12 protein-coding genes are annotated in these 16,546 nt (G+C 60.1%); 6 read left to right on the forward strand and 6 right to left on the reverse strand.

Going from position 1 to position 16,546, the window contains the following annotated elements:
• Nucleotides 1–46: 46 nt before the first annotated feature.
• The gene (locus ASTEX_RS18080) at nucleotides 47–2,128 is read left to right on the forward strand and encodes a methyl-accepting chemotaxis protein (protein WP_013481076.1); all 2,082 of its coding nucleotides are present in this window, start codon (nucleotides 47–49) and stop codon (nucleotides 2,126–2,128) included.
• 86 nt (nucleotides 2,129–2,214) lie between these two features.
• Here the strand turns inward: ASTEX_RS18080 and ASTEX_RS18085 are convergent, their stop codons facing one another.
• Entirely contained in the window at nucleotides 2,215–4,572 is a 2,358-nt protein-coding gene (locus tag ASTEX_RS18085; protein WP_013481077.1) for a beta-galactosidase, read from the reverse strand.
• Nucleotides 4,573–4,901: 329 nt separating this feature from the next.
• Between ASTEX_RS18085 and ASTEX_RS20015 the strand changes: the two genes are divergently transcribed.
• On the forward strand, nucleotides 4,902–5,711 hold the full coding sequence (locus ASTEX_RS20015; protein ID WP_083805653.1) for an ATP-binding protein: 810 nt from the start codon (nucleotides 4,902–4,904) through the stop codon (nucleotides 5,709–5,711).
• Nucleotides 5,638–6,060 (forward strand): DUF4143 domain-containing protein, encoded by a 423-nt coding sequence (locus ASTEX_RS20020; RefSeq protein ID WP_083805654.1) that lies wholly within the window; start codon nucleotides 5,638–5,640, stop codon nucleotides 6,058–6,060. Before ASTEX_RS20015 ends, ASTEX_RS20020 begins: the two co-directional genes overlap by 74 nt.
• Nucleotides 6,061–6,229: 169 nt before the next feature.
• Here ASTEX_RS20020 and atzF read toward each other — a convergent pair whose 3' ends face one another.
• The 5 genes from atzF to ASTEX_RS18115 are packed head-to-tail and all read right to left on the reverse strand — an operon-like array spanning nucleotide 6,230 to nucleotide 13,555.
• Entirely contained in the window at nucleotides 6,230–7,990 is a 1,761-nt protein-coding gene (atzF, locus tag ASTEX_RS18095) for an allophanate hydrolase (protein WP_013481078.1), read from the reverse strand.
• Nucleotides 7,990–11,598 (reverse strand): urea carboxylase, encoded by a 3,609-nt coding sequence (uca, locus tag ASTEX_RS18100; protein WP_013481079.1) that lies wholly within the window; start codon nucleotides 11,596–11,598, stop codon nucleotides 7,990–7,992. The genes atzF and uca overlap by 1 nt, the downstream gene beginning before the upstream one ends.
• Nucleotides 11,595–12,212: an urea amidolyase associated protein UAAP2 gene (locus ASTEX_RS18105; RefSeq protein ID WP_013481080.1), complete on the reverse strand. Its 618-nt coding sequence runs from the start codon at nucleotides 12,210–12,212 to the stop codon at nucleotides 11,595–11,597. The genes uca and ASTEX_RS18105 overlap by 4 nt, the downstream gene beginning before the upstream one ends.
• Nucleotides 12,212–13,021 carry an urea amidolyase associated protein UAAP1 gene (locus ASTEX_RS18110; protein ID WP_013481081.1) on the reverse strand — a complete coding sequence of 270 codons (810 nt, stop codon included), beginning with the start codon at nucleotides 13,019–13,021 and terminating at the stop codon, nucleotides 12,212–12,214. Before ASTEX_RS18110 ends, ASTEX_RS18105 begins: the two co-directional genes overlap by 1 nt.
• A gap of 24 nt (nucleotides 13,022–13,045) precedes the next feature.
• Nucleotides 13,046–13,555 (reverse strand): CopG family ribbon-helix-helix protein, encoded by a 510-nt coding sequence (locus ASTEX_RS18115; protein WP_013481082.1) that lies wholly within the window; start codon nucleotides 13,553–13,555, stop codon nucleotides 13,046–13,048.
• A gap of 201 nt (nucleotides 13,556–13,756) precedes the next feature.
• On the opposite strand from ASTEX_RS18115, the gene ASTEX_RS18120 reads away from it, so the two are divergent.
• Genes ASTEX_RS18120 through ASTEX_RS18130 form a run of 3 tightly spaced genes read left to right on the forward strand, consistent with a single transcriptional unit; the run spans nucleotide 13,757 to nucleotide 16,451 of the window.
• Nucleotides 13,757–14,848: a putative urea ABC transporter substrate-binding protein gene (locus ASTEX_RS18120; RefSeq protein ID WP_013481083.1), complete on the forward strand. Its 1,092-nt coding sequence runs from the start codon at nucleotides 13,757–13,759 to the stop codon at nucleotides 14,846–14,848.
• An 8-nt stretch (nucleotides 14,849–14,856) separates the two neighbouring features.
• A complete protein-coding gene (locus tag ASTEX_RS18125; protein ID WP_013481084.1) occupies nucleotides 14,857–15,675 on the forward strand; it encodes an ABC transporter permease in 819 nt (272 codons plus the stop codon).
• A complete protein-coding gene (locus ASTEX_RS18130; RefSeq protein WP_013481085.1) occupies nucleotides 15,672–16,451 on the forward strand; it encodes an ATP-binding cassette domain-containing protein in 780 nt (259 codons plus the stop codon). Before ASTEX_RS18125 ends, ASTEX_RS18130 begins: the two co-directional genes overlap by 4 nt.
• The last annotated feature ends 95 nt before the right edge of the window (nucleotides 16,452–16,546 follow it).

A 16,546-nucleotide genomic window follows, 5' to 3' on the forward strand; every position in this document is an offset into this window, starting at 1 on the left:
AAACCATGATTGACTACGAATTTTGCTGTGTAGATCGGGTATTCGAATGTTTGCAAAATCTCTGCCGCTTAAGCTTTCCGCGTATTGCGCGCTTGCGCTGTGCCTGGCCTTTGGCGCCGGCGCAGTCGTGATCACCAGCCAGAGCGCAGACGCTCAGCACAAACAGAACGCCGAGATCCAGCTGAACCTGGCCAAAAGTCAGGGTGAGGCCGTCTCTCGCCGGCTCGACCTGGCGGCGAAAGCGGCCGCAGAGATAGGGTCGGCAGCCATCGCGCTGAAAGAAAGTGGGGCCACCTCCCGTATCACTCAGGATGCCGTTCTTAAATCCGTTCTGGAGCGCAACCCGGAGATTCTCGGCGCTTACACGGCTTACGAGCCGAATGCCCTTGATGGTCAGGACGCCAAGTATGCGGGCACAGAGGGCACGGACGCTTCCGGCCGGTTCATCTCCTATTGGAACCGGGGATCGGGAGCGATCATCCGGGAAGTGCTCGCCGATTATGACAAGCCCGGCGCTGGCGATTACTATCAGCGCCCCAAAAATGAAGGTCGTTCGGTCGCTATTGAGCCTTACATCTATCCCGTCGCGGGTAAACCGGTGCTGATGACCTCGTTCACGCATCCGCTGCAAGTTAACGGGCAGTTCATAGGCATTTCGGGTGTTGATATTGATCTGGGCAGCCTGAATGCCGAGATGGCAAAGGCAAAACCGTTCGGCACAGGCTTCGTTGCGCTCGTGTCTTCCACTGGTCTGGCTGTCAGCCACCCGGACGTAAAGACACTGGGCAAGCCTCTGACAGAGGTTGACCCCGGCACGGCGCAGGCCGCGAAACAAGCCATTGAGAGCGGTAAGCAGGTCGCGTTTGACGGGAAGGGTGTAGATGGTAAAAGCTGGCGCTATCTGGCGCTTCCCATCAAAGCCGGGGCGACCGGTGATGTATGGGCCGTTGTGGTCGAGGTTCCGGTTGCGACGCTCAATGCGGACATCAATCGCAGTCTGGGAAATATGATCCTTATCTCCCTGCTCAGCATTGTCGCGGCTATGGGTGCGCTATACGTGCTGATAAGCCGGATGGTCGGGGTGCCCCTGCGAAACCTCGGCTCGGTCATTGATCGCATGGCGGCTGGAGATCACAATGCGCAGGTGCGCGAGGCAAGCCGTTCGGATGAAGTGGGTGCTATCGGCAAGGCAGTGATGTCCTTCCGCGAAAGTCTGAGGCTTAAGGCCGAAGCCGAGGCCTTGAGGGAGCGCGATCAGCAAAGCGAACAGACGCGCCAGCGTCAGCAGTCCATGAATGAACTCGCCTCGCGGTTTGAGACCGCGGTCGGTGGGATCGTTGAAATGGTGTCGGCGGCAGCCACAGAAATGCAAGCAACGGCTCAGCAACTGACGTCAACCGCGCAGGAATCCGCCTTTAAAGCCAGATCGGTCTCCGTGGCCGCCGAGGAAGCCGGGAGCAATGTGACGTCCGTGGCGGGCGCTGCCGAAGAACTGGGCGCATCCGTTTCGGAAATCAGCCGGCAGGTTGAGCACTCTCTGGCGAAGGCTCGGGAGGCGGTCGACGAAGCGGAGACGACGCGCGCGATTGTGCACGAACTCTCCGAAGCGTCCGGACGCATCACCGGCATCGTCGATATGATCTCAGGCATCGCCGCGCAAACCAATCTGCTGGCGCTAAACGCCACGATTGAGTCCGCTCGCGCGGGCGAGGCCGGACGCGGCTTCGCGGTCGTAGCATCGGAAGTCAAGATACTGGCTCAGCAGACGGCCAAGGCGACTGATGAGATCAATCACCAGATTGCGGCCATTCAGACGACAACCACGCAGGCCGTTGCCGCCATTGAGAACATCTCGGCGACTATACAGGCTCTCAATGACTCCTCGGCGACGATCGCCAGTGCCGTCCAGCAGCAAGGCGGTGCTACCCACGAGATTGTTCATTCCGTAACGCGCGCTTCTGCTGGTGCTTCTGAGGTTTCCTCAAACATTTCAGGGGTCGCCCGAATGGCCGAGGAAACAGGGCAGGGGGCGTCTCAGGTCCTGAGTGCGTCTTCTGAACTGGCGCAACAGGCCGAACGGCTCCAGGGTCAGGTTCACACGTTCCTGGCTCAGGTCAGGTCCGCCTAAAACGCCGCATCGTGGTCAGACATTTACCCATGTTCGGAGGTGCCCGGCGGCAGTGAACAGCCAAGGTGCCGCGGCCTTACCTGCTCCTAAGTTTCGACCACAAGCGTGTCACCAACATAGACCTGATAGTCTTTGATGCGACCCGTTACACCGTCTCCGCCTTGTCTCGGCGTATAACGGAAGCCCGCAACTTCGATTGTCCCGCCGAGGTCAATCGCCAGATAATGCGGGTGATCGCGGACGTCGGCAGAGCGAACGGCCGAATGCCAGAAATCGGCGGCCTGACCATTGATAGCGTTCACGGCCGCCCCGTTCAGGCTCGCGACCTCCTCACTATCGACATAGGCCACCGACCAGTCCGACTGATTGATGGGCTGTCCCGCCCTATCGAGGAGGGCAATTTCGGCCACGGCGGCAAACCCTTTCTGGTCATGCGCATTTTGCGAGACGAGGCAGAACTGTCGGCCGTTAGCCGGTGTCTCGAACATCACGTCCTGGCTGCTTGATCCCGGACGGAACGCCCCCGAATGGGTCGGAGGGATGTTTGCGAGCGCCAATGTGCGATTGGACTTCGGCTTCGGGAGATCCCTGTCGAGCCGCAACGCGTCCAGTATGGGGGTCGTTTGCCCGAGCACAACCGGCTTGTCTGGCCCCGTAAGATCGAGGACCACAATTTCATTCACGCCCTTTTTAATCCAAGGGCCCGGAAGATACATGGTCTGAGTGGGGCCGATGCTCCAGTAGCGACCGAGACAGCGGCCATTGATCCACACGACGCCAAGGCCCCAGTTCGACATGTTCAGGAACGAATCGTCGCGTGACGTCGCGGTGAAAGTGCCGCGATAGAAGGACGGCCCGCTCGCGGTTTCCTTCGTCCAGTTGAGCTTCGGAAGGTTGCCATCGGCGCCGAAATCAATCGCCCGCAGTTCCCAGTTTACGACAGGTATGGGCGCGGAGCCTTTGGGGGTAAACGTTACCGGCCCGTGAATGCCTTTGCGATCATGAACCTCCACCCCGAAATTCACGCGCGCGATGGTATAGAGCAGGATTTCAATTACCGCATCATATGATCGGGCGGGGATAGTCACCGACGTGCGCTGATGGCGCACATCAAACGTGCCTACCTCTTTTCCATCGACCCGGATCCAGGCCAGATCGCGCGCCTTATTCACCTTGAGGACGCCTTCAGGCCCGGCCGGCAAGACGGCCTTATAAGAGACCAGACCGCGACTGATGCCGTAAGCTTCGATGGATCGAAGCTCACTCGCCTGAATAGGGTTCGAGGTGTAGCCGGCGCTCACCGGGGCACACTCTTCAAGACTGAAGGGGGCGAGAGCCATCGTGTCCTTTTGCGGAGGGGGGGCGGGCAACCTTTCCCCGGCTTTCAAAAACGGCCGCATGGCTGAGCGGTAGGCCTCGAACTTTTCCCCGATCCGCCCCGCTTCGCTAATGGGCGCATCATAATCATAGCTGGTCGTGTCCGGCTGAAACGGTCGGTCACAACCTCCCCAGAGCCCAAAGCTCGTGCCCCCGTGCGCCATGTAGAGGCTGAAAGAGCCATTTTGTTGGAGCATCCACTTGATGTCGGCCACCGAGCTTTGAACGCCACCAGTTCTATGCCCGGCCCCCCAGACGTCAAACCACCCGGAATAGTATTCGCCGCACATCAAAGGCGCGCGTTGGACGGCGCGCAGAGTATTGAAGCCCGTTTCAGGATCATTGCCGAAGTTGGCAACGGACAATAGCTCCGGGATATGGGTTTTGGCGACAACGTGGGTCGGATTGCACTGAAAGAGTGGCACATCAAACCCGGCCTGCTCAACGGCCTTACGCATGCCTTGCAAATACTCAAGATCGTTTCCGAAAAATCCGTATTCGTTCTCGACCTGCACCATCAGGATGGGGCCGCCTTTGGTAACCTGAAGCGGGCCAAGATGGCGACCCACCTCCTCAATCCAGCGGTGCGCCGGCCCGGTGAAGGCCTCAGCGCGGGTGCGCAGAAATGCATCCCCTTCGGCCTTCAGCAACCACCAGGGCAGGCCCCCCATCTCCCATTCGGCACAGGCATAGGGGCCCGGTCGAAGAATGACCCAAAGACCTTCTTTCTGCGCCATGCGACAAAAGGCGGCGGCATCCCTCTGCCCCTCCCAGTCAAACTGGCCCTCGTTCCACTCGTGGTAATTCCAGAACAGATAAGCGCACACGGCATTTAACCCCATCGCCTTGATCATCTTGAGGCGATGCGGCCAGTACTCGCGGGGTACACGGGGGAAATGCATCTCGCCACATCGAATTTGGATAGGGCGGCCATCGAGGAGGAAGTCGGATGGCCCAATCTCAAAACGGTGCGCTTTAGCCAGAGCGGCGGCGCCCGGCATGAGCGTCGATACGGAGGCGGCCATACCAGCGGACAGGGTCAGGCGACGCGAGGGGAGAAAGGGCATACCGGCAGACTTTCCTGAATAGTGTCACCCACCGAAGGGTTCATGCAGAAAATTATATGACAAATATGCCCGAAGCAACGAGAAATTGTCAGACCTATGGCCGGCGGGAGAAAGTGGTATTGGCACTTCCGGCAGTTATCAGCCTCACCGCTGACTACGTATGAAACCGTGAAATTGAACTTACCCCGCCCATCGGCGAACGTCGGTCGTTGCGAGAGATGCAGCCGAGGCCGCGTGTCGTCGTGCCCGCTGCCTGATGTTCACTCTTTGTCTGATGATGCTGCACATTTGAACTTTGGTTATTTGCGGCCTATGTGAGCAGTCGGCATATGTATGGTTTAAAATTGCGGATACTTTATTTTAATTTCGCGGGAGCCGGCTCAATAAAAACGCGGGCCTCAGAAGAGGTGAAATGTAACCGTTCCGTATCCGCGCTGGCAGGCGGCATCGATCCGAACTGCGCTCAAGGAGCGCAGGTCCTCCTGCTGGAAGGGCCGAGGCAGTGCGGAAAGACCACACTTGCCCGACAGATAGCTGGAGGAGGCGAAGGGACAATCTACCGCACGTTGGATGATCAGACCCTTCTCAATTCGGCCATCGAAGATCCCCATGGCTTTGTCGCCCACGGCAATGAGTTAATGATCATTGATGAGGTACAACGCGCCCCTCTTTTATTACCCGCTGTGAAGAAGGATGTCGACGAGAACGAAACACCAGGCCGTTTTATCCTCACGGGCTCTGCCAATTTTCAGTCCCTACCCAAGGTTAATGAGTCCATGGCTGGGCGTGTCCGAAAAGTGCGTCTCAGACCGCTCAGCGAGGGCGAATTGGAAAATGCTCAGCCGCAATTCCTGGCAAGAATCTTTGCCGGCGATGTGAAGGGCCTGCCGGCATCTAACTTGAACAAGGACGACTATCTCACCTGGGCCCTCCGCGGCGGCTTTCCTGAGGTCGTACGACTGGAAAGCGACCGGCAGCGCCGCCTGTGGCATAAGGACTACGTGCAGGCGCTCATTGATTGCGACCTTAGGGATATCGCCAATATCCGCCTGGTTATCGAAATATATGGATGTATCAGCTATCGGCGCTTCGCTCGCGCTGACCCATGGGACACTCGAGTCTTATATCAAAGCCGTTGAAACCTTATATCTGGTCGATCGTGTCCGCCCTTGGACAAAGACCGACTACGCACGGGTCGGCAAGAAAGATAAATTGTTCATGGCAGATACCGGCCTGACGGCGTCCTGCATGGGGTGGTCTCTGGACAAGGTGCGGCTGAACGGCGAATTGAACGGCAAACTGATAGAGACATTTGTCTACACCCAACTTGCAGCGCTGGTCGATGCGAGTTCGGGGGAGTACACACTCAGTCATTACCGGGACCGGGAAAAACGTGAAGTCGATTTCCTTGTTGAGAACGATGACGCCATTGTGGGCGTCGAAGTAAAAGCCGGAACAAATATCGACGCGAACAGTTCAAGCACCTGAAGTGGTTCAAGGCGAATATGGCGGGGGAAAAACCCTTCTACGGCATCGTGCTTTATTCGGGCGAGTATACCGTATCTTTCGGCGAGGGCCTTTGGGCGGTCCCCACTAGCGCGCTTTGTTGCGCATAATATAAGTTCGGAGAAGTGTTACCAGGCCCGAACAAAGAGCGTTAGAGTTTAGAGGCGATGTACGCGCGCCATCCGCCAAGATCGGTTATATCGGTCGCGCCTACGACAGCGCGCGGTTCAGCCACAAATCCCTTGACCTGTTCGCCACTTTTGAGCGTCACCGTTCCGATGGCCAGAGGCGGCGGCACTTCCGCGACAAAGCTCCCGAATGCCGCGACGCTCAGTTCATAGATTTCGACCTCGATGCCTGTACCGCTGTTGTCGTGTATGAGGGCAGGCTTCGGCGGGACAGTGTCGGCCATGGCATAGAGCTTGTAGGTTGCCGCCGTCGTGGTCTTTTCGATAAATTTTGCGTCGCGCGAAGTGAGCTGCCAATGGAGCGGCATGCCTTCAAGGTGCGCGCCGACGACGCTGAGTTTGATCGTGTCCATGCGTGACTCCTGTGTGAGGTCGTAATCGGGGCGAGCGTAGGCATTGTGCCCATTCCATTGGCTAGCGAAATCCAGCAACGCATTGTCAGTTGCTGCCGAACCGATAAAGGTGATGCCGAAGCCGGTGCCGTTCGGGCGGAAACCGGCGGGCACGGCGACGGCTGCCATATCCAGCAGATTGACGAAATTGGTATAGAGGCCGAGATTGGCGTTGAGTGCGAGCGGGGACGCCTGCATCTCCTTGACGCGGTAAATGGTCGGCGCGGTCGGCAGCATCAGGATGTCGATGTCGTCCCACAGCTCTTCCGCATAGCGTTTATAACCGGCGAGCTTGTAGTGGCCGTCAAAGGTTTCGACCCCAGTGACGGTGAGCCCCCCTTCGACGATCTGGCGCACCGTGGAGTCAATGGACGCCGGCGAGGCTTTGAGAAAATCGGCGATGGCGGCGGTGCGTTCGGCGACCCAGGGGCCGGAATAGAGAAGGGCGGCCGCTGCACTCAACGGGGCAAGGTCGATCTCCACCACCTCAAAGCCCATGCCTATGAGACGCTCAAGCGCCCGGGCGTAAAGGTATTCTGAATGGATATCACCGCACCAGTTCAACTGCGACGCGACCCCGATCCGGCGCACGGGACGCGCTACAGGGGGCAGGTCGCGTGAATATTCATCCTTTGCATCGTATCCACCGACCACGGAATCCACCAATGCCGCGTCTTTCGGATCTTCGGTGAAGACGCTGATGCAGTCCAGCGTCCGGCAGGCCGGGACCAGGCCCGTTGTGCTCCAGCGGCCTTTGGTTGGCTTGTATCCGGTGAGATGGTTGAAAGCCGCGGGGACGCGGCCCGATCCGGCCGTGTCGGTTCCAAAGGCGAAGGCGACGAGGCCCGCTGCCGTGGTGACCGCTGAACCGGAACTTGATCCACCGCTGACATAGGCGCGGTTGAAGACGCAGCGCGGCGCGCCGTATGGGCTGCGGCTGCCATTCAGACCCGTAGCGAACTGGTCGAGATTGGTCTTGCCGACAAGTATGGCGCCGGCGTCGAGCGCCTTTTGCACCACGGTTGCGTTGGAGGTCGCGGCATAGGCATAGTCCGGGCAGCCAGCCGTCGTGTCGAAACCTATAGCATCAATATTGTCCTTCACCGCGAAAGGCACTCCGGCCAGCGGCAGGTGCGTACCCGCCTTGACCTGAGCGTCGATGTCGCGGGCGCGGGCGCGAAGGGTTTCGGCCTCGGCCCGCGAGATCCATGCCTGCGGTTGGACCTCGTCGTATTCGGCCAGACGTGCGATAACGTCCTCGACGACCGCTAGTGCAGAGGTCTGCCCGCTATTCACGGCATCAGCAATCTGTGCGGCATGGAGGCGATCCATCAGATCGCCTCCAGCGCCAGGAGAGGTGCGCCCGGATTGACCGGTTTACCCTCTTCGACATAGACGGCGCGCACGATCCCCTTGTGTGGCGCACCGATACCGCATTCGGTCTTCATGGCTTCGATAACCGCAATGATCGCGCCTCTTTCCACCGTGTCTCCGGCCTTAACGTGCATCTTCCAGATCGAACCGCCAAACGGGGATTCGATCAGTTCGCTGCCTTCCGGTGCGATAATCTCCTCGTTATCCGTCTCGATCGCTGTGTCAGCGGTGAGCGCTGCCACGCGGTCGAACTCACCGCGCGCCTGCCAGTCTTCGCGTTCGGCGAGGAAGGCGGCCTCACGCTGCGTCTGGAAAGCCGAGATGCTGTCGGCTTCCTGCGTCAGAAACGCGCGGTAGTCTTTCAGGCGGAAGACGCTGTCTTCCACCTTAATGGCCCGACGACCCAGCGGGAAATCACGCCGCCAGTCGGTCAGTTCCTCATGGCTAACCGGGAAGAAGCGGATCTGATCGAAGAAACGCAACAGCCACGGCTTGCCGTCGACGAAGGCATCGGTCTGCCGATAGGTGTTCCAGACCTGAATAGTGCGGCCAAATAGCTGGTAGCCGCCTGGGCCCTCCATGCCATAGATGCACATGTAAGCGCCGCCAATACCCACTACGTTGGGCGGCGTCCAGGTTCGGGCGGGGTTGTACTTCGTCGTCACCAGTCGATGGCGCGGGTCGATCGGCGTGGCGACCGGCGCGCCGAGGTAGACATCTCCCAATCCCATGACGAGATAGTGTGCGTCGAAGACGGTGCGCTTGACGTCGTCGGCGCTGTTCAGGCCATTCACCCGGCGGATGAATTCGATATTATCCGGGCACCAGGGAGCGTCGTCGCGCACGGAGGCCATGTACTTGTCGATGGTCTGATAGATGGCGGGATCACCCCAACTCAAGGGCAGGTGCACGATGCGCGAGGGGATTTCGAAGTCGTCCAGGGTGCCTAAGCGGTCTTCGGCTGAGATCAACTCGTCGAGGAGCGTGCCCTGCGGCAGAATGCGGCTGTCGAAATGGATCTGGATCGAACGGATACCCGGCGTGACGTCGATGATCCCGGCGAGCTTTGCGGCTTCGATTTCCAGGAGTAGGGCGTGAACGCGCAGACGCAATTCGATATCGAGTACGATCGGGCCGTACTCGACCAGAAGGTGCCTGTCGCCCTGGCGGCGATAAACGACCTGTGGCCGGTCACCCTGGGCGGGAAGCGTGTGTAGAATGGGCGAGGCGCAGGCTGTAAAATCAGGCAGGGACGGCGAGGCCGTGAGTGCGGCGATGGATGCGTCTTGCGCCCGTTCGGCCGCCACCGCATAGGCGTCATCGACAGGCACGAAGCGCACCGTGTCCCCAGGGGCCAGTTGCCCAATTTTCCAAAGATCGGCCTGTATGACCACGAACGGACAGACGAAACCGCCGAGCGACGGGCCGTCGGGACCGAGGATGATCGGCATGTCGCCGGTGAAATCGACCGCGCCGATGGCATAGGCGTTGTCGTGGATGTTCGACGGGTGCAGCCCGGCTTCGCCGCCGTCCTTACGCGCCCATTCTGGCTTAGGGCCAGACAGGCGGATACCGGTGCGGTTGGAATTATAGTGCACCTTCCACGCTGTGCCCGCGACCATCTCGATGTCGCCGGGGGTGAAGAAGTCCGGCGCGCCGTGCGGGCCGTACAGGACATGCAGCTCCCATTCGCGCGTCAAGGCGGGGCGCAGGGCTTCCGGCAAAACCGCTTCCTCGGCGGATGACGCCGCACTGAGATGCAGGGTATCGCCCGTAGTGACGCCGCGCCCGGCGTGACCGCCGAACTCACCCAGCACGAAGGCCGAGCGACTGCCCAGATAGGCGGGCACATCGAAGCCCCCGGCGACCAGCAGATAACCGCGCAGGCCCGCGCCGAGGACGCGACCTATTTTGAGGGTCTGGCCCGCCTTGACCGCAAAGGGTTGGTAGAGGGGGGCCGTTCCGCCGTCCAGCGTCGCTTCGAAGGCGGCACCCGTCAGGCATACGGTCGTCGCCGCCTTGAAGGTGAGCGTCGGCCCGGCAGCGGTAAACTCCAATCCAGCCGCGTCCGCGCCATTGCCCAGCAGGCGATTGCCAAGCCGGAAGGCCAGCGAATCCATCGGCCCTGACGGCGGTACGCCGACATCCCAATAGCCCTGCCGACCAGGATAGTCCTGCACCGTAGTGGCTGGGCCTCCGGACAGCACCTTGACCGTGTTCGGGGCATAGGGGATCTGTTCCAGTGCCCGTGTGGAAACCTTGCCGCTGGTGAAGGCGTCAGAGCGGACAACGGTGCGAAGCCAGTTGAGATTGGTCTCGATCCCGGCCAATCTCGTTTGATCCAACGCTTCGGCCAAAGCCTTGGCTGCCGTCTCGCGGTCGGGCGCGGTGACAATCAGCTTGGCCAGCATGGGGTCATAGTAGGCGCTGACATCCGAACCCGACGTCACCCAGCCATCGACGCGCGGCCCTTGCGGAAATTTCACCTCGATCAGGCGACCCGACGACGGACGATAGCCTTCGGCCGGGTCTTCGGCATAGAGGCGCACCTGTATCGACGCGCCTTCGCAGTTCGGCGTCGATTTTAGGAAGCTGTAATCGCCTGCCGCGCCCCGTATCATCCACTCGACCAGATCGACGCCCGTGACCTGTTCGGTAACGCCATGTTCGACCTGCAGGCGGGTGTTGACCTCAAGGAAGAAAAAATCGTCGCGGTCGGCATCGTAAAGGAATTCGACTGTTCCGGCGGAGCGGTAATTCGCACCACAGGCCAAACGCACGGCAGCGTCCATCAGTGCCTGGCGCGTGGCGTCGGGCAGGTGCGGGGCAGGCGTTTCCTCGACGACCTTCTGATTGCGGCGCTGCAACGAGCAATCGCGTTCGCCAAGCGCCATGACGTGGCCCTGGCCGTCGCCGAAGACCTGCACCTCGATATGGCGGGCGATGGCGACATAGCGTTCCAGGAACACACCGCCGTCGCCGAAATTGCCCGCCCCCAACCGCGCCACGGTCGCGAAACCTTCGCGGATGTCGACCTCGCTGTAGCAGACCTTCATACCGATCCCGCCGCCGCCAGCCGTGGCCTTAAGTATGACCGGATAGCCTATCGTGTCCGCGGCTGAAATGGCCGCGTCCTCGTCGGTCAGAAGGTCGGTGCCGGGGGCGAGCGGCACGCCCAGCGCCTGCGCCATGTCACGTGCTGTATGTTTGAGGCCAAAGGCGCGGATGTTGTCCGGGGTCGGGCCGATAAAGACTATGCCTTCGGCTTCACACCGTTCGGCAAAAACCGCGTTTTCCGACAGAAAGCCGTAGCCCGGATGGATGGCCTGTGCGCCCGTGTGGCGCGCGGCTTTGAGTATGGCCTCAACGTTGAGATAGCTGTCGCGGGCGGGCGCCGGGCCGATATGAACGGCTTCGTCGGCTTCAGCGACGTGCAACGATCCCGCATCCGCGTCACTGAACACCGCGACCGAGCCGATGCCCATCTTGCGCAGGGTACGGATGATGCGGCAGGCAATGGCGCCACGGTTGGCGATGAGAACCTTGGTGAAGACGGGCTTAGTCATTGATCAGTGACCACCATGCGGATCGGTGTGGGATTAAAGCCGTTGCAGGGATTATTGATCTGCGGGCAGTTGGAGACGACGACTTCGACATCCATCAGGGCTTCGAGATCGACGGTCAGGCCGGGCGCGGAAATGCCATCGACAATCCCTAGGGTTCCATCGGATTCCACCGGCACATTCATGAAGAAGTTGATATTCGATACCATGTCGCGCTTGCCGCGGCCTTTGGTGGCGTTGGCCGTCAGGAAGTTGTCGACGCACGAATGCTGCGACTTGGTGTGGTGGCCGTAACGCAGAGTGTTGGACTCACAGCTGCACGCCCCGCCGATCGTGTCGTGATGGGCGACCGAGGTGGCGACGATGCGCATCATCGGGTTGCCTTCGTTGGATAACAGAATGGCGCCTTCGCGCAGAAAGAGATTGCCCTGCGCCGCTATAGTGTCTTGAGCACTATAGCGTTCGGCATCATCGTCGGCGGCGTACATCAGGAAGTCGACGGCCTGATTGCCTTCGAGGTCGATAATGCGTAAGCGCTGGCCCGCCCTTACCGTATGTATCCACGGCGCTCTGGCAACGACGGTTTCGTCATAGATGATCGTTTCGGTCATGGTCATTACCGTGCGTAATAGTCTTCAGTGTTGAGGAAGGCGCGAAGCCCTTCCGGCGTAGCGATGCGGATCGTGTCGTCTTCAGACGTCACCTCGCCGGTCCACGCCGTCAGGCGCACCGGCGTGACGCTGTACGTTTGGCGCGGGTCGAGGACGTGCGGGGTGTTGGCAAAGACGACGATCAGGTCCATTTCGGCGCGCAGTATTACTTCGCGTCCGGCAGGAAAGGGGCCGACCTGCGGCACGGTCGTACCGTCGTCTTCGATCCTCACGCCCTTGAACCAGTTGAGGCAGGGATGGACGTCTTTGCGTGACAGGCCGAACTTGGCGACGCCCAGCATGAAACGGTCGCGGGCATTGGGATGTTGGCCATGATTAAAGCCGTCGCCGTATTTACGCGCGTTCGAGGCCTGATTTGAGGCACCGCAGAAGGCGTCGTGCGTCGCCGCTGTGTCGGTCAGCACTGACAGCATTACCCGGCCCATATCGGATAGGATGAGTTTGCCTGCCGTGATATAGCCGTTCCACTGCACCTTGAGCGTATCCGCGATGTTAAGACGCTCGGTCGACATCTCCGCGTTGAAGACCAGCATGGACAGGCAGGCGTCGCCTTGGCTGTCGATCAGACGCAACCGCGTGCCGCGTGACAGGCGTTTCGCTCCGTAGCCGCCTGGCGCAAGGGTTTCCTCCCACACCACACGCGCCCCAACCGGCACATCGTCGGCGAGAGCGGGCAGGATGGGCATGGCGTCGACACGTGTGCCTGCCTGTGCGCGCGCATGGTCGCGCGCAGACTTGGGGTCTGCGGTTGTCATGATTGGAGCCTTAAAAAGTAGGGGTTAGCGACTGTTCGCGGCCGCCGGTGGCAAGGGCGGAGTTTGTGTGGATTTGACTTCAGAGGCCTGATGATCGTGCAACTGCGGCAGAAGCGCGGCGGTCGTCACCAGCTTGACCTGGTACATGCCGCGAATGCGGCGGAATCCGTCGCATAAGTCTTCCAGCTGCGACGGCGGTCCCTGAACGAGGAGGACTTCCAGTGACTGGTCGTTCTCCAGGAACACGTGCTGAGACGAAATCACTTCCTTTAAAAAATCCAGCTGCTTTTGCGCCACCCGATGGCGCACCGTGCCCGAGTCTGAGGCGTAGACGAGGGTGACGGTGCCCGCCACCACATCGTCCGGCCTCTGGCGCTCAGCGTGTTCGGCTACCGCTCCGCGGATCAGTTCCGTCATGGCGCTCGACCGCGACGGCAGGCCGCGATCGGCGACCATTTTATCGAAAGAATCGAGGAGAGAACCGGGCAGGCTCATGCTGAGCCGGGCCAGATGATCGGTCTCTGTTTCAGACATGGCCGAACACTCTAAGCGTTATTACGAACTTTGTAAATCGTAATAATGTAAATCGATGGTTTTTGAAAGAAAATAAGAATTACAATCCGTTACATTCTCGTGTTTGGACTGTGGATTGTTTTTTGCCATTCAATACCCGCTGCACCGCAACATCCGCTAACGGACGATGAGGGCCGTTGCCGGGACCAAGAGGGGATTGAAATGAGCATATCGAGACGCGTCATTCTGGGTGGTCTTCTGGCCACCGTCTCAGCGGTCAGTCTGGCCGCGTGCAGCCAACCGAAGGAAGCGCCCAAGGCGCCTGCCGGCAAGACCGAGTTCACCATCGGCTGGTCGATCTACGCCGGCTGGATGCCCTGGCCCTACGCCGCGCAGGCGGGGATCGTGAAGAAGTGGGCCGACAAATATGGCCTGACGATCAATATCCTGCAGATCAACGACTATGTGGAATCCGTCAATCAGTTCACCGCCGGCAAACTCGATGGCGTCACGGTGGCGAGCATGGATGCCCTGACGATCCCGGCCGCGGGCGGCAAGGACACGACCGCGCTGATCGTCGGCGACTATTCCAATGGCAATGACGGCATAGTATCGAAATCCGCCAAGACGGTCGCCGCTCTGAAAGGTACGACCATCAATCTCGTGGAGTTGTCTGTTTCGCACTACCTGCTGGCGCGCGCGCTAGAGCAGGCGGGCCTGAAAATGGCCGATATTAAAACCGTCAATACATCGGATGCCGATATCGTCGGTGCCTTTGCCTCGGCGGACGTGAAGACAGTCGCGACCTGGAATCCGCAGTTGGGCGAAGTGAAGAAGACGAAGGGCGCTACGCTCGTCTTTGACTCTTCGAAGATCCCCGGTGAAATCCTCGACCTCCTTGTGGTCGACACCGCGCTCCTGGCCGCCACACCCGATCTGGGCAAGGCGCTCGCCGGAATCTGGTATGAGACCCTGGCGGTCATGAGCGCCAAAACAGCCGAAGGCGCCGCCGCCCGCGCGGCCATGGCCAGCCTCTCGGGCACGACGCCGGAGGACTATGACAGCCAATTGTCGACCACCTTCATGTACTACTCGGCGCTTGATGCGCTGAAGGCCATGGAAAGCCCTGATCTGGCCACGGTCATGGATCGTGTGCGCCAGTTCAGTTTCGCCCAGGGTCTGTTCGGGCCGGGCGCCAGCTCCGTTGACGCCATTGGCATCTCGCTGCCCGGCAAGACGCTTGGTTCGGCGGAGAATATCAAGCTGCGCTTCGATCCGACCTATACCAAACTCGCCGCCGACAACGCGCTGTAACGGGTCCCATGCGGCGTCTGATCAACATCAAGCCCCATAAGGGGGCGGCTGTCGTGCTGGGGGCTCTGCCCTTAGCAGTTGCCGTCCTTGCCTATACAAAAGCCGCATCGGACCGGCAGGCGGTCAACGCCGCCGACAAACTCCTGCCCACCATCGACCGGATGGCAGAGAGCTTTGGCCGCATTGCCTTTTATCCTGATGCCCTTACCGGCAAGGTACTGGTTCTGGCGGATACGGTGGCCAGTTTGCAGCGCCTGGGCATTGGGATCGGGGTGGCGACGGCCATCGCCCTGGTGCTTGGACTGGCACTGGGCGTCCTGCCCTTGGCCCGCGCTACCCTCGCGCCGCTCATTGCGACGATCGCTGTCATTCCGCCAATCGCTATCCTGCCCATCTTGTTCATCATCTTTGGGCTCGGAGAAACCTCCAAGATTGTGCTGATCGCGATAGGCATTGCGCCCCTCATGGTGCGTGATCTCGCCGCGCATGTCGCGGCCCTGCCCAATGAACAGATACTGAAAGCCCAAACCCTGGGTGCTAGTACCTGGCAACTTACCTTAAGGGTCGCCCTGCCGCAGGCCTTGCCAAGGCTCATAGATAGCCTGCGTCTGTCGATCGGGCCGGCTTGGGTCTTTTTGATTTCGGCCGAGGCGATCGCGTCGGATGTTGGGCTCGGGTACCGCATCTTCCTCGTTCGCCGCTATCTGTCGATGGATATCATTCTGCCCTATGTCGTTTGGATCGCACTTTTAGCGCTTCTGATGGACATCGTCCTGCGCGCCATCAGTCGCGAGGTTTTTCCGTGGTATCACCGGAGGTCGGCATGAGCGACCTCCTAGAGTTCCGGGATATCTGGGTCGAGTACGGTGACAAGATCGTGCTGGAGCGCGTCAACCTGTCCATCGCTGAAGGCAGCTTCGTTGCCATTACCGGCCCTTCGGGTGCCGGCAAATCGACATTCCTGCGGCTGGCACTCGGTCAGGAGTCGCCCGCCAAAGGCCAGGTCTTTCTCGACGGCAAGGTGCTGGCGCCGCAATGCGATCCCGATCGCGGCGTCGTCTTCCAGCGCTATTCCGTCTACCCGCATCTGACCGTCTTGCAAAACGTCCTCCTCGGGCTTGAGTTCGCCAAATCGCCCGTCCTCGGACGTTTATGGGGGAGGGCACGCCGCGATGCGGTCGCTATCGCGACCGAGATGCTGACTGCCGTCGGGTTGCAGCACAATCTGCACGTTTATCCCAGCGCTCTGTCAGGCGGCATGCAACAACGCCTCGCCATCGCCCAGGCATTGGTCAAGCATCCGCGTGTATTGCTTCTCGACGAGCCTTTCGGGGCGCTTGATCCCGAAATACGCCTCGACATGCACGAGCTTATTCTGAAGCTGTGGGCCGAGCGCCGACTGACCATTCTTATGGTGACGCACGACCTGCCTGAGGCCTTCAAGCTCGGCACGCGCGTACTGCGCATCGACAAACGCCGGCGCGATCCGCAGGCGCCTCATCGTTACGGCTCGGACATTGTCAGCGACGTAAGCCCTGACAAGGCCGCCGCGTTGCCGGCGGATCTGGCCACCCTCCTTCTACCTCGCCCGGAAGAGACCTAGCGATGTCAGAAAAGCCCATTGCATCTGCAATCTCGCCCCAACATGCCCGCTTGTCACTGGGGCAATGGCTGTTGTCATTGTGTAGAAAGCTCTTC

The sequence above is a fragment of the Asticcacaulis excentricus CB 48 genome, from assembly GCF_000175215.2.
GTDB lineage: Bacteria > Pseudomonadota > Alphaproteobacteria > Caulobacterales > Caulobacteraceae > Asticcacaulis > Asticcacaulis excentricus.